Raw genomic sequence first — 16,316 nt, 5'->3', positions numbered from 1 at the left:
ATGAGCGGAATCATCGCAATCACGGGCGCTTCGTCGGGAATCGGGCTGGCAACGGCGCTCAAGCTGGCGGAAGAGGGCTGGATCGTATACGCGGGAACCCGCCACGTGGAGCGGGACCGCGAGCGTTTTGCCGATCGGGACAACCTGCATTGGGTGGAAATGGAGGTCACGGAAGTCTCCTCGCTTGAGGCGGCATTCGGCCTGATCGAGAGCGAACAAGGGACGCTCGACGTGCTTTTCTGCAATGCGGGCTTCGGATTCCTCCGTGCATTGGGACAAGCCGACCCGGCGGATATCCAGCGGGTGTTCGATACGAACGTCTACGGCGTGATGCACACGATTCGGGCGGCGCTGCCGCTGCTTCGCAAAGCGACGAACGGAGGCTATATCATCGCGACCTCCAGCGTCGGCGGGTTGGTCGGGCAGCCGCTCAACGAGATCTATTGCGCCAGCAAGTTCGCGGTGGAGGGACTGCTGGAGAGCCTGGCGACGTATTACAAGCCGACGTTCAACATCGACGTCACGCTGCTGGAGCCGGGCGCGATCGCGACCCAATTCGTAGGCACGGTGATGGCGCAGGTGAACGCGACGGGCGGCATCCTCGACGACGAGTACAAGCCTGTCGTCCAGCGGTACCTGGACGGATTCGCCAGCCGCAATTCCGTGCCGCAGACGGCGGAGTCGGTCGCGGACGTCGTGAGCGGGCTGCTGCGCTTGGAGACCAAGCCCCTGCGTATCCGGACCTCCGAGGCCGCCGAGACGTTCGCACGCTTCAAGACCAGTCAGGATCCGACCGGACTGGAAGGCATGCTGAACACGCGGAAAATTCAATTGAATTTATAAGGCGCGCTGCGCCGCAAGCCGGTTCGCGAGAGCCGGCTTCTTTGCGTTGCTGCGGGCCGCGCCGGTCCGCATGCCTGCGATTGCCGGTTGGCGGATGTATCGTTTACGTATAAGATTAGAAAAAAACGAACCAAGCAGGTGAACGGCATGCCGCGGCTCCCCTCTTTGCGCGCACTCGGACGATCGGTCTTCTCGCTCCGGCGGTTGTCCATCAAGCGGCGGCTGCTGGCCGCTTTTCTCATCACTTCTCTGCTCCCCGTCGCCGTCGTGGCGATCTACTCCAATCAGAAGTACGAGGCCTCGATCACGAACAAGCTCAGCGCTTCGTCGACGCAGGTGCTCGACCAGCTCGCCCAGAACACGACGCGCGAGCTCGAGCAGTACGAGACGCTGAGCGAGACGATCATCATTAACAAGCTGATCCAGGGCGGCCTGCCGAAGTTTTCGAAGATGGCCGACATCGAGAAGAGCGAGCTGCGCACGCGAATCAAGGACGAGCTCGGCCAGCAGATCTTCAGCCTCAGCAACCTGTCGAACGTCATCGTAATGACCAACGACGGCCAGTCGATGTTCGATCTCGGCTTCGAGCTGTATCCCGAGGCGCGGATCCGCGAGCTGACGACCCTGGTCGCGGACAGCAAGAGCAATGCGTACTGGACGGGCATCCGGAACAACCGCGGCTCCAGCCGGATCGCGCTCAGCCGCCGGATCTTCGCCGAGAACAACCTGAACCGGCAGATCGGCTACCTGATCATCGTCATCGACGAGAAGGTGTTCTCCCGCAACACCTACGAGTCTGTGGATCTGGGGGAAGGAAGCTCGATCTACCTGTCGGATGCCGCCGGCGTCGTCGTTTCTTCTCTCTCTCCCGCGATCGGACAAGGCTCTCTTTACCGGGAAAAGGTGTTCGAGGGCGTCCAGGCACGAAGGCAGGCGTCCCGCGAGGAACGGGCTTTTTACGCGGATGTCGACGGGGAGCGCACGCTCGTGACCAGCTCGTACATTCGGTCGGCGGACTGGTACCTGGTCGGGATGATCCCCCGCTCGTTCCTCGTCTCGGAACTGTCGGTGCTGCGCCACAACGTCGTCCTCATCTGCCTGTTGATCCTGCTGCTCGCCGGCATGCTCGCGATGTGGATCTATATCAGCATCAGCGGCCCCGTGCGCAAGCTGCTGCAGTACGCGAATCAGGTGCGGATGGGCCAGCTGCAGCAAAAGATCGGACCCTCGTACCCCGACGAGATGGGCATCCTCGCGGAGACGATCGACCGGATGGTCGGCCGGCTCAAGGAGCTGATCTACCAGGTCGAATCGGAGCAGCAGGCCAAGCGGGACGCGGAGCTCGCGATGCTGCAGGCGCAGATCAATCCGCATTTTTTGTTCAACACGCTGAATTCGCTCAAATGGAGCGCCATGCTGGGCGGCAACGACGCCGTCTCGCAAGGCATCGCGTCGCTGTCGGAGCTGCTGCGCAACACGATCCTGGTCAAGGAGGAGCTCATCCCGCTCGACCGCGAGCTGGACAATCTGACGCACTACGCGATGATCCAGCGCATCCGCTACGGGGACTCGTTCGAGCTGGAGCTTGCGATCGAGGACGAGCTCCGCGACTGTCTCGTGCCGAAGTTCATTTTGCAGCCGATCGTGGAAAATTCGATTTTGCACGGGGGCGGCGACGAAGGGCGGAGCGTGCGGATCAAGGTAACCGGCGAGCGGGACGGGGCGCGGGTGCGGATCCGGATTAGGGACGATGGGAAGGGGTTCGATGCCGTCGAGGCGGGCTCGCGCGGCATGTCGCATGCCAAGCTGTCCGGGATCGGCATCGGAAACGTGGACGAGCGGATCCGCCTGCACTTCGGCGCGCCGTACGGGCTGACGACGGCGAGCGTCGTGCAGGAAGGGACGGAGACGACGATCGTGCTGCCGATCGTGCTGCCGATCGTGCTGAAAGGAGAGAAGGGCGATGTACAAAATACTGATCGCGGATGACGAGATGATCGTGAGGCATGCGGTCAAGTCGATGATCCGATGGGACGACGGCCGCTTCGAGTACGTCGGCGCCGCCGCGAACGGCCGCGCCGCGCTGGAGCTGGCCCGGGACGGCAAGGCGGATATCGTCATCACGGATATCAAGATGCCGGAGCTGGATGGCATCGGGTTGATCAAGGCGCTCGCCTCGGGCGGCTTCGACGGAGAAGTGCTCGTGCTGAGCAACTACAACGACTTCGACCTCGTCCGGGAGGCGCTGAAGTGCGGCGCGCACGATTATATGCTCAAGCTGACGCTGAAAAGCGAGAGCTTCATGGAGGCGCTCGGTGAGATCGCGGCCAAGCTGGATGCGCGCAGGGGGGCGGCAGGAGAGGCGGCGGACGGCACGAGCGACGCCGAGGGGGGAGCGCTGGCGGGGACGCAGGCGGGGGCGGACCGGGAGCGGGCGGGCCGGGAGCGCGCGGCTCGGATCAAGGGCTGGCTCGCCGCGATGGATGCGGAGGCGCGGAGAGACGCGGGCGGCGATGCTGGCGGCGAAGGCCTGCCGGGGAGCGCGGACGCGGCCGTGTCGCGCGAGATCTGGCAGGACAAGGGCGAGCGCGTGCTGGCCTTTCTCGTCCGGCTGCGGGATGAGGAGCCCGCAAGGCCGGAGGGCGACAGCTTCGCGGACAAGCTGGGCGACCTCGCGGACAGCTTGTTCCCCGGACGCAGGTGGGCGCATGCCGTCAAGGCGGACGACGGCTGCTTCGTGCTGGCGGCCGGGTACTCGGCCGCGCAGGCCGTGCCGGAGGCAGGCGACGCGGCGCGGCGGATCCAGAGCTTGTGCGCGATGTATTACAATGCGCAGACGCAGGTCGTCTTCGCCGAGCCGGCATCGGATGCCGAGGCGCTGCTGGAGCAGATGCGCGGGAATCGGCGGGCGGCGCAGCTGCTGTTCTACGCGCAGCTCAGCGCGGCGGGGCTGTCGAACCGGACGCTGCCGGCCGAGGAGGACGACGAGTACCGCCGGGCCGAAGCGAGCTTGCGCGAGTCGGTGCGGGGCAAGCCGCAGGCCGGCTCGACCGATCTGTGGGTCGAGGGCGCGCTGCGCCTGATCGAGACCGCGGCCGAGCGGCGCATCGCCGCGCGCGTGCTGAAGCGGTCGCTTGGCGGGAGCGTCCTCGGCCTCGCCAACGCGCAGGGCTTCGGCATCCGCCGCGACTGGGACGAAGCGCCATGGCTAGCGCGCGTGTCGGCGGCCGCGACGGATACGCAGCTCAAGGAGGCGGTGCGCGAGCTGGCCGAGGATGCGGCCGAGCAGGCGGATGCGAAGCGGGACGCTTACCCGGCCGCGCGGGAAGAGGTGCGGCAGGCGCTCCGCTACCTGGAGTACCGGTACGCGGAACGGCTCGCCATCGCGGACGTGGCCGCGCATGTCGGCCTGTCCGAGCCCTACCTGTGCCACGTCTTCAAGGCGGAGACCGGCCGCAGCCTGCTGACGCACCTGAACGAGATTCGGATGCAGAAGGCGTATGCGCTGCTCGAGACCGGCCGCTACCTCGTGAAGCAGGCGGCGGCCGAGGTCGGCATCCACGACCCGTTCTACTTCAACCGGCTGTTCAAGAAGCGCTTCGGCATCGCACCGAAGAACGTGAAGCCGGCGGACTGAGCTTGCTGTCGCATGGGGAAGGCGGGTCATCGCCCCATCATGCACAATAAGTGTGCATGATGGGGCGTGGCGGTTGGCTGAGGATATCGTGTATCGCTGTCATGCACAATCATTGTGCATGACGGAGCGCGAGTCACGGTTGCTTGCAGCATGTAGCGCCAATACGCACAAGATATGTGCATGAGGATGGTGCTCAAACTAACCAATCTCTGTGCCTTGCCCAGAACCGCACAAATTTTGTGCGGTTCCGAGGCACGCCACCTGCGACGGAGGCGAGAAAAGCGAGTTACTGGAGGCCAACCGCGAACAACGCCCGGAACCGCACAATTTTTGTGCGGTTCCGCAGCACTTCACCTGCGGCGGAGGCGGGAAAAGCAAGTTACTGGGGGCCAACAGCGAGCAACGCCCAGAACCGCACAAATTTTGTGCGATTCCGCGCTACGCCACCTGCGACGGAGGCGAGAAAAGCGAGTTACTGGGGGCCAACCGCGAGCAATGCTCAGAACCGCACAATTTTTGTGCGGTTCCGCCTCGCCGAAGCTGCGACGGAGGCGGGAAAAGCGAGCTACTGGAGGCCAACTGTGAACAACGCCCAGAACCGCACAATTATTGTGCGGTACCGCGCGACTCCACGCCGCGCTCCGGCACTTCGACGTCCCCGCACTGCGGAATATCATACCCAGGACAAGACTATGTTAGCTTTAAGCGTTTGCAAACCTGGACGATTTTAAGATTGCGCTTTTACGCAAATCTCCATGTCATGGAACGCTACACGCGAACTCCATAATATTCTCCATGCTTCTCATTCGAATCGTTCATATGGCGCCAGACCCCATGCACGTATAATGAAGCCATCTCATCCGAGGGGGTCCAGAAATGAGTACAAAGAAATGGTTGACCGCCGTAGGCGCGTCGGCGCTGGCGGTATCCATGCTGGCAGGTTGCGGCTCGAACGGCAACGGCGGCGGAAACGCCAACGGAACAGCTTCGCCAAGCGGCAGCGCGTCCGCAAATGCAAGCGCATCCGCAAGCGCTAGCGCGTCAGCGTCGCCGAGCGCGGCAGGCGCCAAAACGTTTGAAAATACGGAGCTGAACATCGCCGTCTTCCAGGGCGGCTATGGCCGCGAGTACTGGGACCGGATCGCGGAAGACTTCATGAAGGACTATCCCGGCACCAAGATCAACATCACCGCGAGCCCGAAGATCGCCGAGCTCGTCCGCCCGAAGGCGGTCGCCGGCAATCCGCCCGATTTCCTGTACATGGCCGGCGGCGACAACGTGCCTTTCCTGAACGGCCTGATCAAGGACAACGCGCTCCTCGATCTGACCGATCTGTTCAACGCGCCGGCCGCGGACGGCGGCGCGCCGCTGAAGGACAAGATCCTCCCGGGCGTGCTTGAATCCCGCGCCATGTCGCCGTACGGCGACGGCAAGGTATACCTCGCGCCGTACAATTTCGGCGTACTCGGCTTCTGGTACAACAAGGACCTCGTCGACAAGAAGGGCATCGAGCTGCCGAAGACGTGGGACGACTTCTTCGCCGCGAACGCCACGGCCAAGGAGAACGGACGCGCGCTGTTCACCTACCAAGGCCTGTATCCGGGATACCTGGAGCAGATTATCGTTCCGTCCATTTACAGCTACGGCGGGCAAGAAGCGCTGGACCAATTTTTCAACTACGACCCGGAGTTCTGGAAGAGCGAGACGTTCAAAAAAGTATGGGGCATCCTCGAGCGCATCGCGACGGACGACAACGCCCTCATGAAGGGCACGGTCGCGCTGAACCATACCCAGGCGCAGACGTCGTTCCTGCAGGGCAAGGCGATGTTCATCCCGAACGGCACGTGGTTCGAGGACGAGATGAAGGACGCGCCGCGCGAGGACGGCTTCCAGTTCGGCTTCCTCGGCGTGCCGTCGGGCCAAGCCGGCCAGCCGCCGCTCGCGATGACGAACGTCGAGCAGATCGCGATCCCGGCCAAGGCGAAGAACCCCGAGCTGGCCAAGGAATTCCTGCGTTACCTGTACTCGGACAAGAGCGTTCAGCTGAACGCGGAGACGTCCAAGGGCGTGCTCGCCGTCAAAGGCGCGCCGGACCTGGGCAAGGCGTTCCTTTCCGAGACGACCTACAATGTCTATAAAGCCGTCGACGGCGGCATGGTAGCCGTGAACGGCACGTTCAAAGCCGTCGCCAAGGGCAGCAAGTACAACCCGTCCGACGAAGTTTACAAGCCGATCTCTTCCATCATGAACAAGCAGATGACCATCGAGCAGTACGGCGACAAGCTGTTCAAGATCTACGAGGACATTCAGAAGGAGCTCAAGGCCAGCGGCGGCGAATAATCGCCCTGTGTTCAACCGACTCCTGAAGAAGCGGAAGGCCTGCCGCGTTCGACCGGCGGGCTTTCCCCGTTCCAGGGGCAGAAAGGAAGGGATTCGGACATGACGATGAAAACAAGACGGGGCTGGTTCATCGCCGCCTGCCTTCTCCCGGGGCTCGCGATGTATCTCCTGTTCAAAGTATATCCGGCCGTGCAGGTGTTCCAGAAGTCGCTGTACCTCTGGACCGGCGTGGCCGACAAACCGAAGTTTATCGGGCTGCAAAACTTCCGGGATATGTTCCATGACGACGCGTTTCTGCTGTCGGTGCGCAATACGGGGCTGCTCATGCTGGTCGTCCCGGTCGTCACGCTGCTTATCGCGCTCGTCAACGCTTCGATCCTCACGCAGAGCAAGCTGCGCGAGCGAGGCTTCTACCGCACGGTGTTTTTCTTTCCCAGCATCCTCTCGTTCGTCGTCATCGCGATTCTGTGGTCGTTCATCTACCACCCGACGATGGGCTTCGTCAATTCGGGCCTCGAGATGCTCGGCCTCGGCGACTGGGCGCTGCCTTGGCTCGGCGATCAGCGCACGGTGCTGTGGGCGCTGGCGGTGACGCTCGTCTGGCAGGCAGCAGGCTACTATATGGTCATGTACATGGCGGGCATCGACAGCATCTCGCCCGATCTGTACGAGGCGGCTTCGATCGACGGCGCGACGGCGTTCCAGAAATTTTTCCACATCACCGTCCCGATGCTCTGGGAGATCATCCGCGTGACGATCATCTTCAGCATCAACGGCGTGCTCACGATCAGCTTCGTGCTCGTCGCCGTCATGACCGCGGGCGGTCCGGACCGGCATTCGGAGGTCGTCATGACCTACCTGTACGGGCAGGCCTTCACTAACTCCAACTTCGGCTACGCGATGGCGATCGGCGTGTTCATCTTCGTCGTCTCGATCCTGCTGGCCTTCATCAGCAATCGCCTGACGCAAAGGGGGTCCCACTAATGGCCGGCTACTCCGTTTCCCCTGCATCGCCTGCATCTCCCGCTGCCTATGCGCAGCCGCGCAAGCCGGGCTTTTCCTTCGGGCGGCTCCTGCTGCGCGTATTCCTGATCGTCCAGGCGCTCGCCGTCGTGTACCCGATCCTGTGGAACGTGCTCGCCTCCTTCAAGACGAACGAGGAAGTCATGGAGAGTCCCTGGAGCCTGCCGACCTCGCTGCAATGGGACAATTATTCCCGTGCCTTCAAGGCCGCGCGAATCGGCGACTACATGTTCAACTCGGCGTTCGTCGTGATCCTGTCGATCGCGATCCTGCTGCTGGCCGCCATGCCGACCGCCTACGTGCTCGGCCGCATGCGGTTCCGGGGACGCGCGTTTCTGACCAACTTCTATATGGCCGGACTGTTCATCGGCAGCGTCTACATCATCGTGCCCCTGTTCATCCTGGTGAACCAGATGCACATGCTCGACAGCCGTTTCTGGCTCAGCGCCGTCTATGCCACGGGCACGCTGCCCTTCGCCGTCTACCTGATGACCGGCTTCATGAAGGCGATCCCGCACGACTTCGAGGAGGCGGCGATGATCGACGGCTGCGGCTATTTCGGCACCCTATTCAAGGTCATCCTGCCGATGACGCGCCCGGCGATCATCACGCTGTTCGTGTTCAGCTTCTTCGATTTCTGGAACGAATACGTGCTCGCCATGACGCTCATCACCGACGACGCCAAGAAGACGGTGCCGATCGGCCTGTCCAACCTGATGCAGATTCAGCAGTTCGCGACGGACTGGGGCTCCTTGTTCGCCGCGCTCGTCATCGTACTGATTCCGACGGTCATCGTCTACGGCCTGCTGCAGAAGAAGCTGACGGAAGGCATGATGATGGGCGGCGTCAAGGGCTGATTGCAAGGCTGCAAGGTGATAAACTGGTGTCGATAATGAAAAGAGGTGTACGATGGCGACATTTACAGTATCGGGCGATCAGTTTGTGTATGAAGGCCGTCCGGTCAGACTGCTGTCCGGCGCGATCCATTACTTCCGGGTCGTGCCCGAATATTGGCGGGACCGGCTCCTGAAGCTTAAGGCGTGCGGGCTCAATACGGTCGAGACGTACGTCGCCTGGAACGTCCACGAGCCCGAAGAAGGACGCTTCGTCTTCGACGGCATCGCGGACCTGGAGGCGTTCGTGCGGCTCGCCGGCGAGCTGGGGCTGCACGTCATCGTGCGGCCTAGTCCTTATATATGCGCCGAGTGGGAGTTCGGCGGGCTGCCTGCCTGGCTGCTCGCGGACGACAACATGCGGCTGCGCTGCTACGACAAGGCGTACCTGGCCAAGGTAGACACCTACTTCGACGAGCTGCTGCCGCGGCTGCGCCCGCTGCTCTGCACGAACGGCGGCCCGATCGTCGCGCTGCAGATCGAGAACGAGTACGGCAGCTACGGCAACGACAAGGCGTACCTCGAATACGTGCGGGACGGCATGATCGCGCGCGGCATGGACGTGCTGCTGTTCACGTCGGACGGCCCGGAGGATCACATGCTGCAGGGCGGCATGATCGACGGCGTGCTCGCGACGGTCAACTTCGGCTCTCGGGCGGCGGAAGCGTTCGCCAAGCTGCGCGAGTATCAGCCGGAAGGGCCGCTCATGTGCATGGAGTTCTGGAACGGCTGGTTCGACCATTGGATGGAGCCGCACCAGTCTCGTCCGGCGTCCGAAGTGGCGGAAACGCTGGAGGAGATGCTCGGGGAAGGCGCTTCGGTCAACTTCTACATGTTCCATGGCGGGACGAACTTCGGCTTTCTGAACGGCGCGAACCACATCGCGCGCTACGAGCCGACCGTGAGCAGCTACGACTATGACACGCTGCTGAGCGAATCCGGCGAGCCGACGGCGAAGTTCTATGCGGTGCGCGAGGTGCTGGAGCGTTATGTTGAGCTGCCTCCGCTTGAGCTGCCTGAGCCGCTGCCGAAGCGGGCGTACGGCGAAGTGGCGATGACGGAGACGGCGCCGCTGTTCGCACAATTGGACGCGCTGTCGACGCCGGTGCGGCGGCCGTGTCCGGAGCCGATGGAGAAGCTTGGGCAAGCGTACGGGCTTATCTTGTATTCGGTGCAGGTGACGGGACCGCGAAGCGGCATGGAGCTCGTCCTGCAGGAGGTGCGCGACCGCGCGCTCGTGTTTGCGGACGGCGCCTATATCGGGACCGTGGAGCGCTGGGCGCCGGCGGGCATTCCGCTGGAAGTGCCGGCCGGTGGCGTGCGGATCGACATCCTCGTCGAGAACATGGGGCGCGTCAACTATGGCCCGCTGCTGCGCGATCCGAAGGGAATCACCTGCGGCGTGCGGCTGGGCAATCAGTTTCTGTACGACTGGGAGATTCGCTGCCTGCCGCTGGCGGAGTTGGGCGGGCTTATGTTTGCGGCGCCGGCGGTGGGAGCGGGCGATGAAGCGTCGCAACGTGAGCAGGCCGACCGGGAGCTGCGGACGCCAGATTCGTCGACGGCTCGTGATGGCGGGGCGCAGCCGACTTTTTACCGCGGCATCTTCCGCGTCGAAGCGCGCGCGGACACGTTCCTGCGGCTCGACGGCTGGACCAAGGGGCAGGCGTTCCTGAACGGCTTCAACCTCGGCCGCTATTGGGAGGCGGGGCCGACTCGCACGCTGTACGTACCCGCGCCGCTCCTGCGCGAAGGGGACAACGAGCTCGTCGTATTCGAGCTGCACGGCACGGCCGCGCCCGTCGCGACGCTAACGGACCGGGCGGACTTGGGTTAGTCTGCACAAACAGTCGGGAGCTGCCCGCTCGAGCAGCCGGAAACCGTATGACCAGCCGGGGACCGTTTAATTAGCAAGCCGGAGGAGCCGCCGAACCAAGTAACCGCCGAACCAAGTAACCGCCGAACCAAGTAACCGCCGAACCAAGTGCCGGCAGTTCCAAGTAACCTGCATCCGCCAACGGACCGTAGCGCCGCTATTTTGCCTAAATGAGGCCGATCGCACGTATTCGCGGACCCAGCAGCCGTTATTTCGACAAACCAGCGGTTTTTGACGTGCTTTTCGGCGAGATAGCGTCTCTTCGGTCCGCATGGACCGCTAACACGCCTCATTATCGCAAAATAGCGGACGCTGAGTCCGCTGGGTGTATGTATGTTGGCCTGACGGGGATGCATGCAGGAGGTTCAAGGGATGCCCATTAAAGCATGGTGGCCTATGGGTGCCAGCACTGCGCCCCTCATCTTGCGCAACGGACCGTAGAGCCGCTATTTTGCTGAATGCGGCTGATCGCACGTATTCGCGGACCCAGCAGCCGTTATTTCGGCTAACCGGTGGTTTTTACCGTGTTTTTCGTCGTAATAGCGTCTCTCCAGTCCGAAAGGTCGGCTGAAACGTCGCATTATCGCAAAATAACGGACGCTGAGTCCGCTGGGCTGCAAGCCGCAGCAAACGCCCGAACGAATCCAACCCGAAAGGGGCAATCTCGGACATGCCCGTATCCGCCATCCAGGCCGCTCAAGTGCGGCCTTCGCCCCGTCAGCTTGCCTGGCAGGAGCTGGAGTTTTATGCTTTCATCCATTTTACGATGAACACGTTCACGGACAGGGAGTGGGGAGATGGTACCGAAGACCCTTCGCTGTTCGATCCTTCAGCGCTCGATGCCAGACAGTGGGCGCGATCCGTCCGCTCGGCCGGCATGAAGGGACTTATCCTGACCTGCAAGCACCACGACGGCTTCTGCCTGTGGCCGAGCGCGTACACCGATCACTCCGTACGGCGCAGCCCTTGGCGCGATGGCGCCGGCGATCTCGTGCGCGAAGTTGCGGACGCCTGCCGCGAGGAGGGGCTGAAGTTCGGCGTCTACCTGTCGCCATGGGACCGGCATGAGCCTTCGTACGGCGATTCGCCCGCCTATAACGCCTATTTCCTGAACCAGCTGCGCGAGCTGCTCACCGGTTACGGCGACGTGTTCTGCGTCTGGTTCGACGGCGCTTGCGGCGAAGGTCCCAACGGCAAGCGCCAGGTCTATGACTGGGACGCCTACTATGCTTTGATCCGCGAGCTGCAGCCCGGCGCGGTCATCTCCGTCTGCGGGCCGGACGTGCGCTGGTGCGGCAACGAAGCCGGCCACACTCGGCCGTCCGAATGGAGCGTCGTCCCCGCTTCGATGCGGGACAACGAGAAGATCCAGGCCAAGTCGCAGCAGGAGGACGACGGCGGAGCCTTCGCGACTCGCGTCAACACCGAGGACGACGACCTCGGCAGCCGCGCCGTGCTCGCCCTGGCGGACGAAGCGGTCTGGTATCCCGCCGAGGTCAACACCTCGATCCGGCCGGGCTGGTTCTACCACGCCGCCGAAGACGACCGCGTGCTGACGCTGGCGCAGCTTGCGGACCTGTACGAGCGGACGGTCGGCGGCAACGCGTCCTTCCTCCTCAACATCCCGCCCGACCGCCGCGGCCTCGTCCACGAGCGCGACGCAGCGCATCTCGCCGAACTCGGCGCATGGCTCGCGGCCGCTTACGGCGACAACCTGGCGGCCGGCGCGATCGCGACGGCATCCGCCGAATCCGATCACGCGCATGGAGCCTCGCGCGCAACCGACGGCCAGTCCGACACGCACTGGTGCCCGCCCGAAGGCACCGAGCAAGCCGCGCTCGAGATCGATCTGGGCGCCGAACGCAGCTTCGACCGCATCGTGCTGCGCGAGCAGGTCCGCGAGGGCCAGCGCGTCGAACGCTTCCGCCTCGAGGTCTGGCGCGAAGGCGGTTGGCAGCCACTCGCCGAAGGCACGGTCATCGGCGCCAAGCGGATCTGCCGCATGCTCGCGACGAGCGCGCGCAAACTGCGGCTGCTCATCGACGAGTCCCGCTATCAACCGACGATCTCGGCGTTCGAAGTTTATAAAGCCGGCGAAGCCGCCCTGTCCTCCGTGTGAGGATAGGGATTTTTCGCATCCATCCATCCGATCGATCCGCTTTCCTAATGAGAGGAGCTTCGTTCATGAACTCGCCCAACCTGCTGCTGATCACCGTGGACCAAATGCGCTTCGACTGTTTGAGCGCGCTCGGACACCCCGTCGTCGAGACGCCGAACCTGGATGCGATGGCCCGCAAAGGCGTTCTTTTCCCGCAAGCTTACTCGGCCGTCCCTTCCTGCATCCCGGCCAGGGCGGCCATCATGACCGGCATGAGCCAGCGATCCCACGGGAGAGTCGGCTACCAGGACCAGGTTCCGTGGCGCTATCCGCACATGCTGGCGGGCGAGCTCGCGCAGGCGGGCTATCATACGCAGTGCGTCGGCAAAATGCACGTCTACCCTGCGCGCAACCTGTGCGGTTTCCACAATATCGTCCTGCACGACGGGTATCTGCATCATAATCGGGACAAGCGCGATACCGCGTTCGCCGAGCATTTCGATCAGGTGGACGATTATATGCGGTGGCTGCGGCGGGAGGCGGGGGCGGATGCGGACCTGACGGACCTGGGCCTGGATTGCAACGCTTCGACCATCGGTCGCCCGTGGCATCTGCCCGAGGCTTTGCATCCGACGAACTGGTGCGTGACGGAGTCGATCGATTTTCTCCGGCGGCGCGACCCGTCGAAGCCCTTTTTCCTGTGGTCGTCGTTCGTACGGCCGCATTCGCCGCTCGATCCGCCGCAGGCCTACTTCGACCTGTACAAAGATCTGGAGCTGCCGGAGCTGCCGGTCGGAGACTGGGTAGACGAGGAAGCTGCCGAGCGAGCGGGTGCCGCCGATCCGACGACGATCTTCGGCCGTCTGCCGAAGCGCAGGCTCGACCGTGCGCGCGCCGCCTATTACGGACTGATCACGCATTTGGACGATCAGATCGGTCGGCTGCTTCAGGCGCTGGGCGAGTACGGCGTACTGAACGAAACGCTCATTCTATTTACGTCCGACCATGGCGAGCTGATGGGAGACCATCATCTTTTCCGCAAGTCGCTTCTATATGAGGGCAGTGCCAAGATTCCGCTCATTCTCTGGGACCCTGGCGGCCGGTTCGATCTCGCAGCGGGCAGCCGTCCCGGGGCGGTCGTGGAGCTGCGCGACCTTATGCCGACGCTGCTCGAAGCTGCGGGAGCGCCGATCCCGGACACCGTCGAGGGCGCGAGCCTGCTCGGTCCGGCCAGAGGGGAAGCGGGAGCCTGGCGCTCCTATCTGCACGGCGAGCACGCGTACGGCGACCGGTCCAACCACTTCGTGACGGACGGCCGGGAGAAATATATTTGGTTTTCGCAGAGTGGCGAAGAGCAGTTCTTCGACCTGACGGTTGATCCCGCGGAGCTCGTCAACACGGCTGGCGATCCGGCGCGGGCAGACCGCGTAGCGCTGTGGCGCGCGCGGCTCGTTCGCGAGCTGGAGGGCAGGGAGGAAGGCTATATCATGGAAGGGCGATTGGTAGCGGGCAGAGAGCCGCGCGCCTGTTTGTCTCATATTTTATAGCTCAGGCTAACTGGGTATGACATAATAAGGTATTGTAACATAGCAGCTGCAGGGCTCCGATCTTGTCTGCGAAAGGGTGAACGTCATGCGCGTCATTCCCGTTTCTCGAAGCAAGCAGTGGCTCTCCTGGGGTGCAACGTCCTGGCTGATCACTACATTGCTGTTTTGGCTCGTGCGATTCGTTATTTTGGGGCAGCCTTGGACAACCGTGCACGCTTTCCGCTTTTTACTGGTCGCCCTAGCCGTAAGCGCGTTCGCTGCTATATGCGGCTGGTTAGGCGCGAGGTGGCTCGGCTTGTCGATCCTGTCAGGAAATTTGCTCGGTCTGCTGTGCATGGCCTTCGTTTCGCGCGGCAACACGGGATGGGAGGAACTGTCGAGCCTGCTCGTTTATCTGGAGTTGCTCGGGTTGGGATTGGCGGTCGGCGTCGTGCTGGAGTTGGTGCTGTTGTTCGCGGGCAGGATGGGAAGCGGGCGCGGCAGATGAAGTCGGCGCACATAACGCTCTCGCAATAGTAATTAATGAACCGTCAGGGGAGCTCCCTGGCGGTTTTTGCTGCGCTTCATTGCGTTAATGGAAAAGGGAAAGCGGAAGGGGATGTCGAATATTAAATTTTAGTTAAAGTTAACGGCTATTTTAATATTTTAAATAGAATGGATTCGCTCGTATTCTACTTATGAGGATGGAAGGGGCATTATTCGTGCATCGCAATCAACTTGGAAAACTAGGCTTCATCCAACTATTGTCGCTCACTCTGATCCTGGCGTTAATCGTTTCGGTCTTGCCACCGTTTAAAGTCTCTTATGCGGCTGGAACGCAGCTTATTCATTTTGAGACAGCCGCAGGAACGAATTTCGGAGCCGATCAAATCGCTTCCGACGGCGAAGGCGGCTCCGCCGATATCGCAGGCTACGATATCGGGGTCTATGGGATTGATAGCGCTGGGGTGAAGCTTACTACTGGCAATATGTATTATGAGGACAGTACGGATCCAAGTTGGCCTGGATATCCGCCGCTCATTGAGTGGGATACTGGTAGCAGTCCAGCTAGCTTTGGGCTAGCTATAAAATCGATGGATGGCAAAAAATTTAAATTAAACGCGTTGAATTTCATGGATTGGGGCAATTATCAAGACGGTCTGAGCGGCGATACTTTTGCGGTCGAAGCTTTTGCCGGAGACGTTTCCTTAGGAAAGGCCACCTTCAACGCCAATACCACGGGAAACTATGTACCTTTGGATCATTCCGCCGTATTGACGTCCATTTTCAATAATGTCGATGAAGTGCGCATCTATCGTTATCCGGGCAGTGATCTCTCTTATGTGGCGCTAAACGATATCGAGATTTCTCCGCCGGTACTATCGAGCAACGCAGACCTAAGCAATCTGATGCTGTCGCAAGGGACGTTAAATACAACGTTCGCGAGTGGCACGACTTCATACACGGCGAGCGTCGGAAACGCAACCACGGGCCTGACAGTGACGCCAACGGTAGCTGACGTGACAGCGACGGTTAAGGTGAACGACACGACCGTGACGAACGGTAACGCGAGCGGCACGATCAGCCTGGGTGTAGGCGCCAATACGATCACGATACTTGTCACCGCAGAAAGCGGTGCTACCAAGACCTACACAATTACGGTCACTCGTGCGGCAAGCAGCAATGCGGATCTAAGTAATTTGATGTTGTCGGAAGGGACGTTGAACCCGGGATTCGGGAGCGGAACGACGGCGTACACGGCAAACGTAGGCAGCGCGATTTCGAGCATGACGGTGACGCCGACGGTGGCTGACAGCACGGCGACGGTAAAGGTCAACACGATAGGCGCCACAAGCGGAAGTGCGAGCGACCCAATTTCCTTAAGCGTTGGAAGCAATACGATCACAGTATTGGTCAAAGCGCAGAACGGTAGCACAAAGGCATATACGATTACGGTCAATCGTGCGATACCGGTTTATACGCTGACATACTCCGCCGACGCGAACGGCACGATCACCGGCAACAAGATGCAGACGGTGAATGAAGGCGATGACGGTACAGCAGTAACGGCAGTTCCCGC

General features: G+C 61.9%; 11 protein-coding genes. All 11 read left to right on the top strand.

Features of this window, described 5'->3' with window-relative positions; translation table 11 throughout:
- On the top strand, positions 1 to 843 hold the full coding sequence (locus tag BM235_RS21805) for an SDR family oxidoreductase (RefSeq protein WP_090116366.1): 843 nt from the start codon (positions 1 to 3) through the stop codon (positions 841 to 843).
- Positions 844 to 990: 147 nt separating this feature from the next.
- Positions 991 to 2,832 carry a sensor histidine kinase gene (locus BM235_RS21800; RefSeq protein ID WP_090116365.1) on the top strand — a complete coding sequence of 614 codons (1,842 nt, stop codon included), beginning with the start codon at positions 991 to 993 and terminating at the stop codon, positions 2,830 to 2,832.
- Complete coding sequence (locus BM235_RS21795; RefSeq protein WP_090116364.1) at positions 2,807 to 4,480, top strand: response regulator transcription factor; 1,674 nt, start codon at positions 2,807 to 2,809, stop codon at positions 4,478 to 4,480. Before BM235_RS21800 ends, BM235_RS21795 begins: the two co-directional genes overlap by 26 nt.
- Positions 4,481 to 5,356: 876 nt before the next feature.
- Positions 5,357 to 6,820, top strand: coding sequence for a carbohydrate ABC transporter substrate-binding protein (locus BM235_RS21790; RefSeq protein ID WP_090116363.1), 1,464 nt, complete (start codon positions 5,357 to 5,359; stop codon positions 6,818 to 6,820).
- A 99-nt stretch (positions 6,821 to 6,919) separates the two neighbouring features.
- Positions 6,920 to 7,804: a carbohydrate ABC transporter permease gene (locus BM235_RS21785; RefSeq protein WP_090116362.1), complete on the top strand. Its 885-nt coding sequence runs from the start codon at positions 6,920 to 6,922 to the stop codon at positions 7,802 to 7,804.
- Positions 7,804 to 8,700, top strand: coding sequence for a carbohydrate ABC transporter permease (locus BM235_RS21780; RefSeq protein ID WP_090116361.1), 897 nt, complete (start codon positions 7,804 to 7,806; stop codon positions 8,698 to 8,700). The genes BM235_RS21785 and BM235_RS21780 overlap by 1 nt, the downstream gene beginning before the upstream one ends.
- 52 nt (positions 8,701 to 8,752) lie before the next feature.
- On the top strand, positions 8,753 to 10,573 hold the full coding sequence (locus BM235_RS21775; protein WP_090116360.1) for a glycoside hydrolase family 35 protein: 1,821 nt from the start codon (positions 8,753 to 8,755) through the stop codon (positions 10,571 to 10,573).
- Positions 10,574 to 11,282: 709 nt separating this feature from the next.
- On the top strand, positions 11,283 to 12,731 hold the full coding sequence (locus BM235_RS21770) for an alpha-L-fucosidase (RefSeq protein ID WP_090116359.1): 1,449 nt from the start codon (positions 11,283 to 11,285) through the stop codon (positions 12,729 to 12,731).
- 65 nt (positions 12,732 to 12,796) lie between these two features.
- Positions 12,797 to 14,257 (top strand): arylsulfatase, encoded by a 1,461-nt coding sequence (locus tag BM235_RS21765; RefSeq protein WP_090116358.1) that lies wholly within the window; start codon positions 12,797 to 12,799, stop codon positions 14,255 to 14,257.
- Positions 14,258 to 14,342: 85 nt separating this feature from the next.
- The gene (locus tag BM235_RS31720) at positions 14,343 to 14,744 is read left to right on the top strand and encodes a hypothetical protein (RefSeq protein WP_143106719.1); all 402 of its coding nucleotides are present in this window, start codon (positions 14,343 to 14,345) and stop codon (positions 14,742 to 14,744) included.
- A 214-nt stretch (positions 14,745 to 14,958) separates the two neighbouring features.
- Positions 14,959 to 16,316: cadherin-like beta sandwich domain-containing protein (locus tag BM235_RS21755; protein ID WP_177244266.1), on the top strand; the 1,358-nt coding region annotated here is incomplete at its 3' end.

It is taken from the genome of Cohnella sp. OV330, assembly GCF_900112065.1.
GTDB lineage: Bacteria > Bacillota > Bacilli > Paenibacillales > Paenibacillaceae > Cohnella.
The sequence above is the reverse complement of the archived record's forward strand: the minus strand, read 5'-3'. Positions and strand labels throughout refer to the sequence as shown.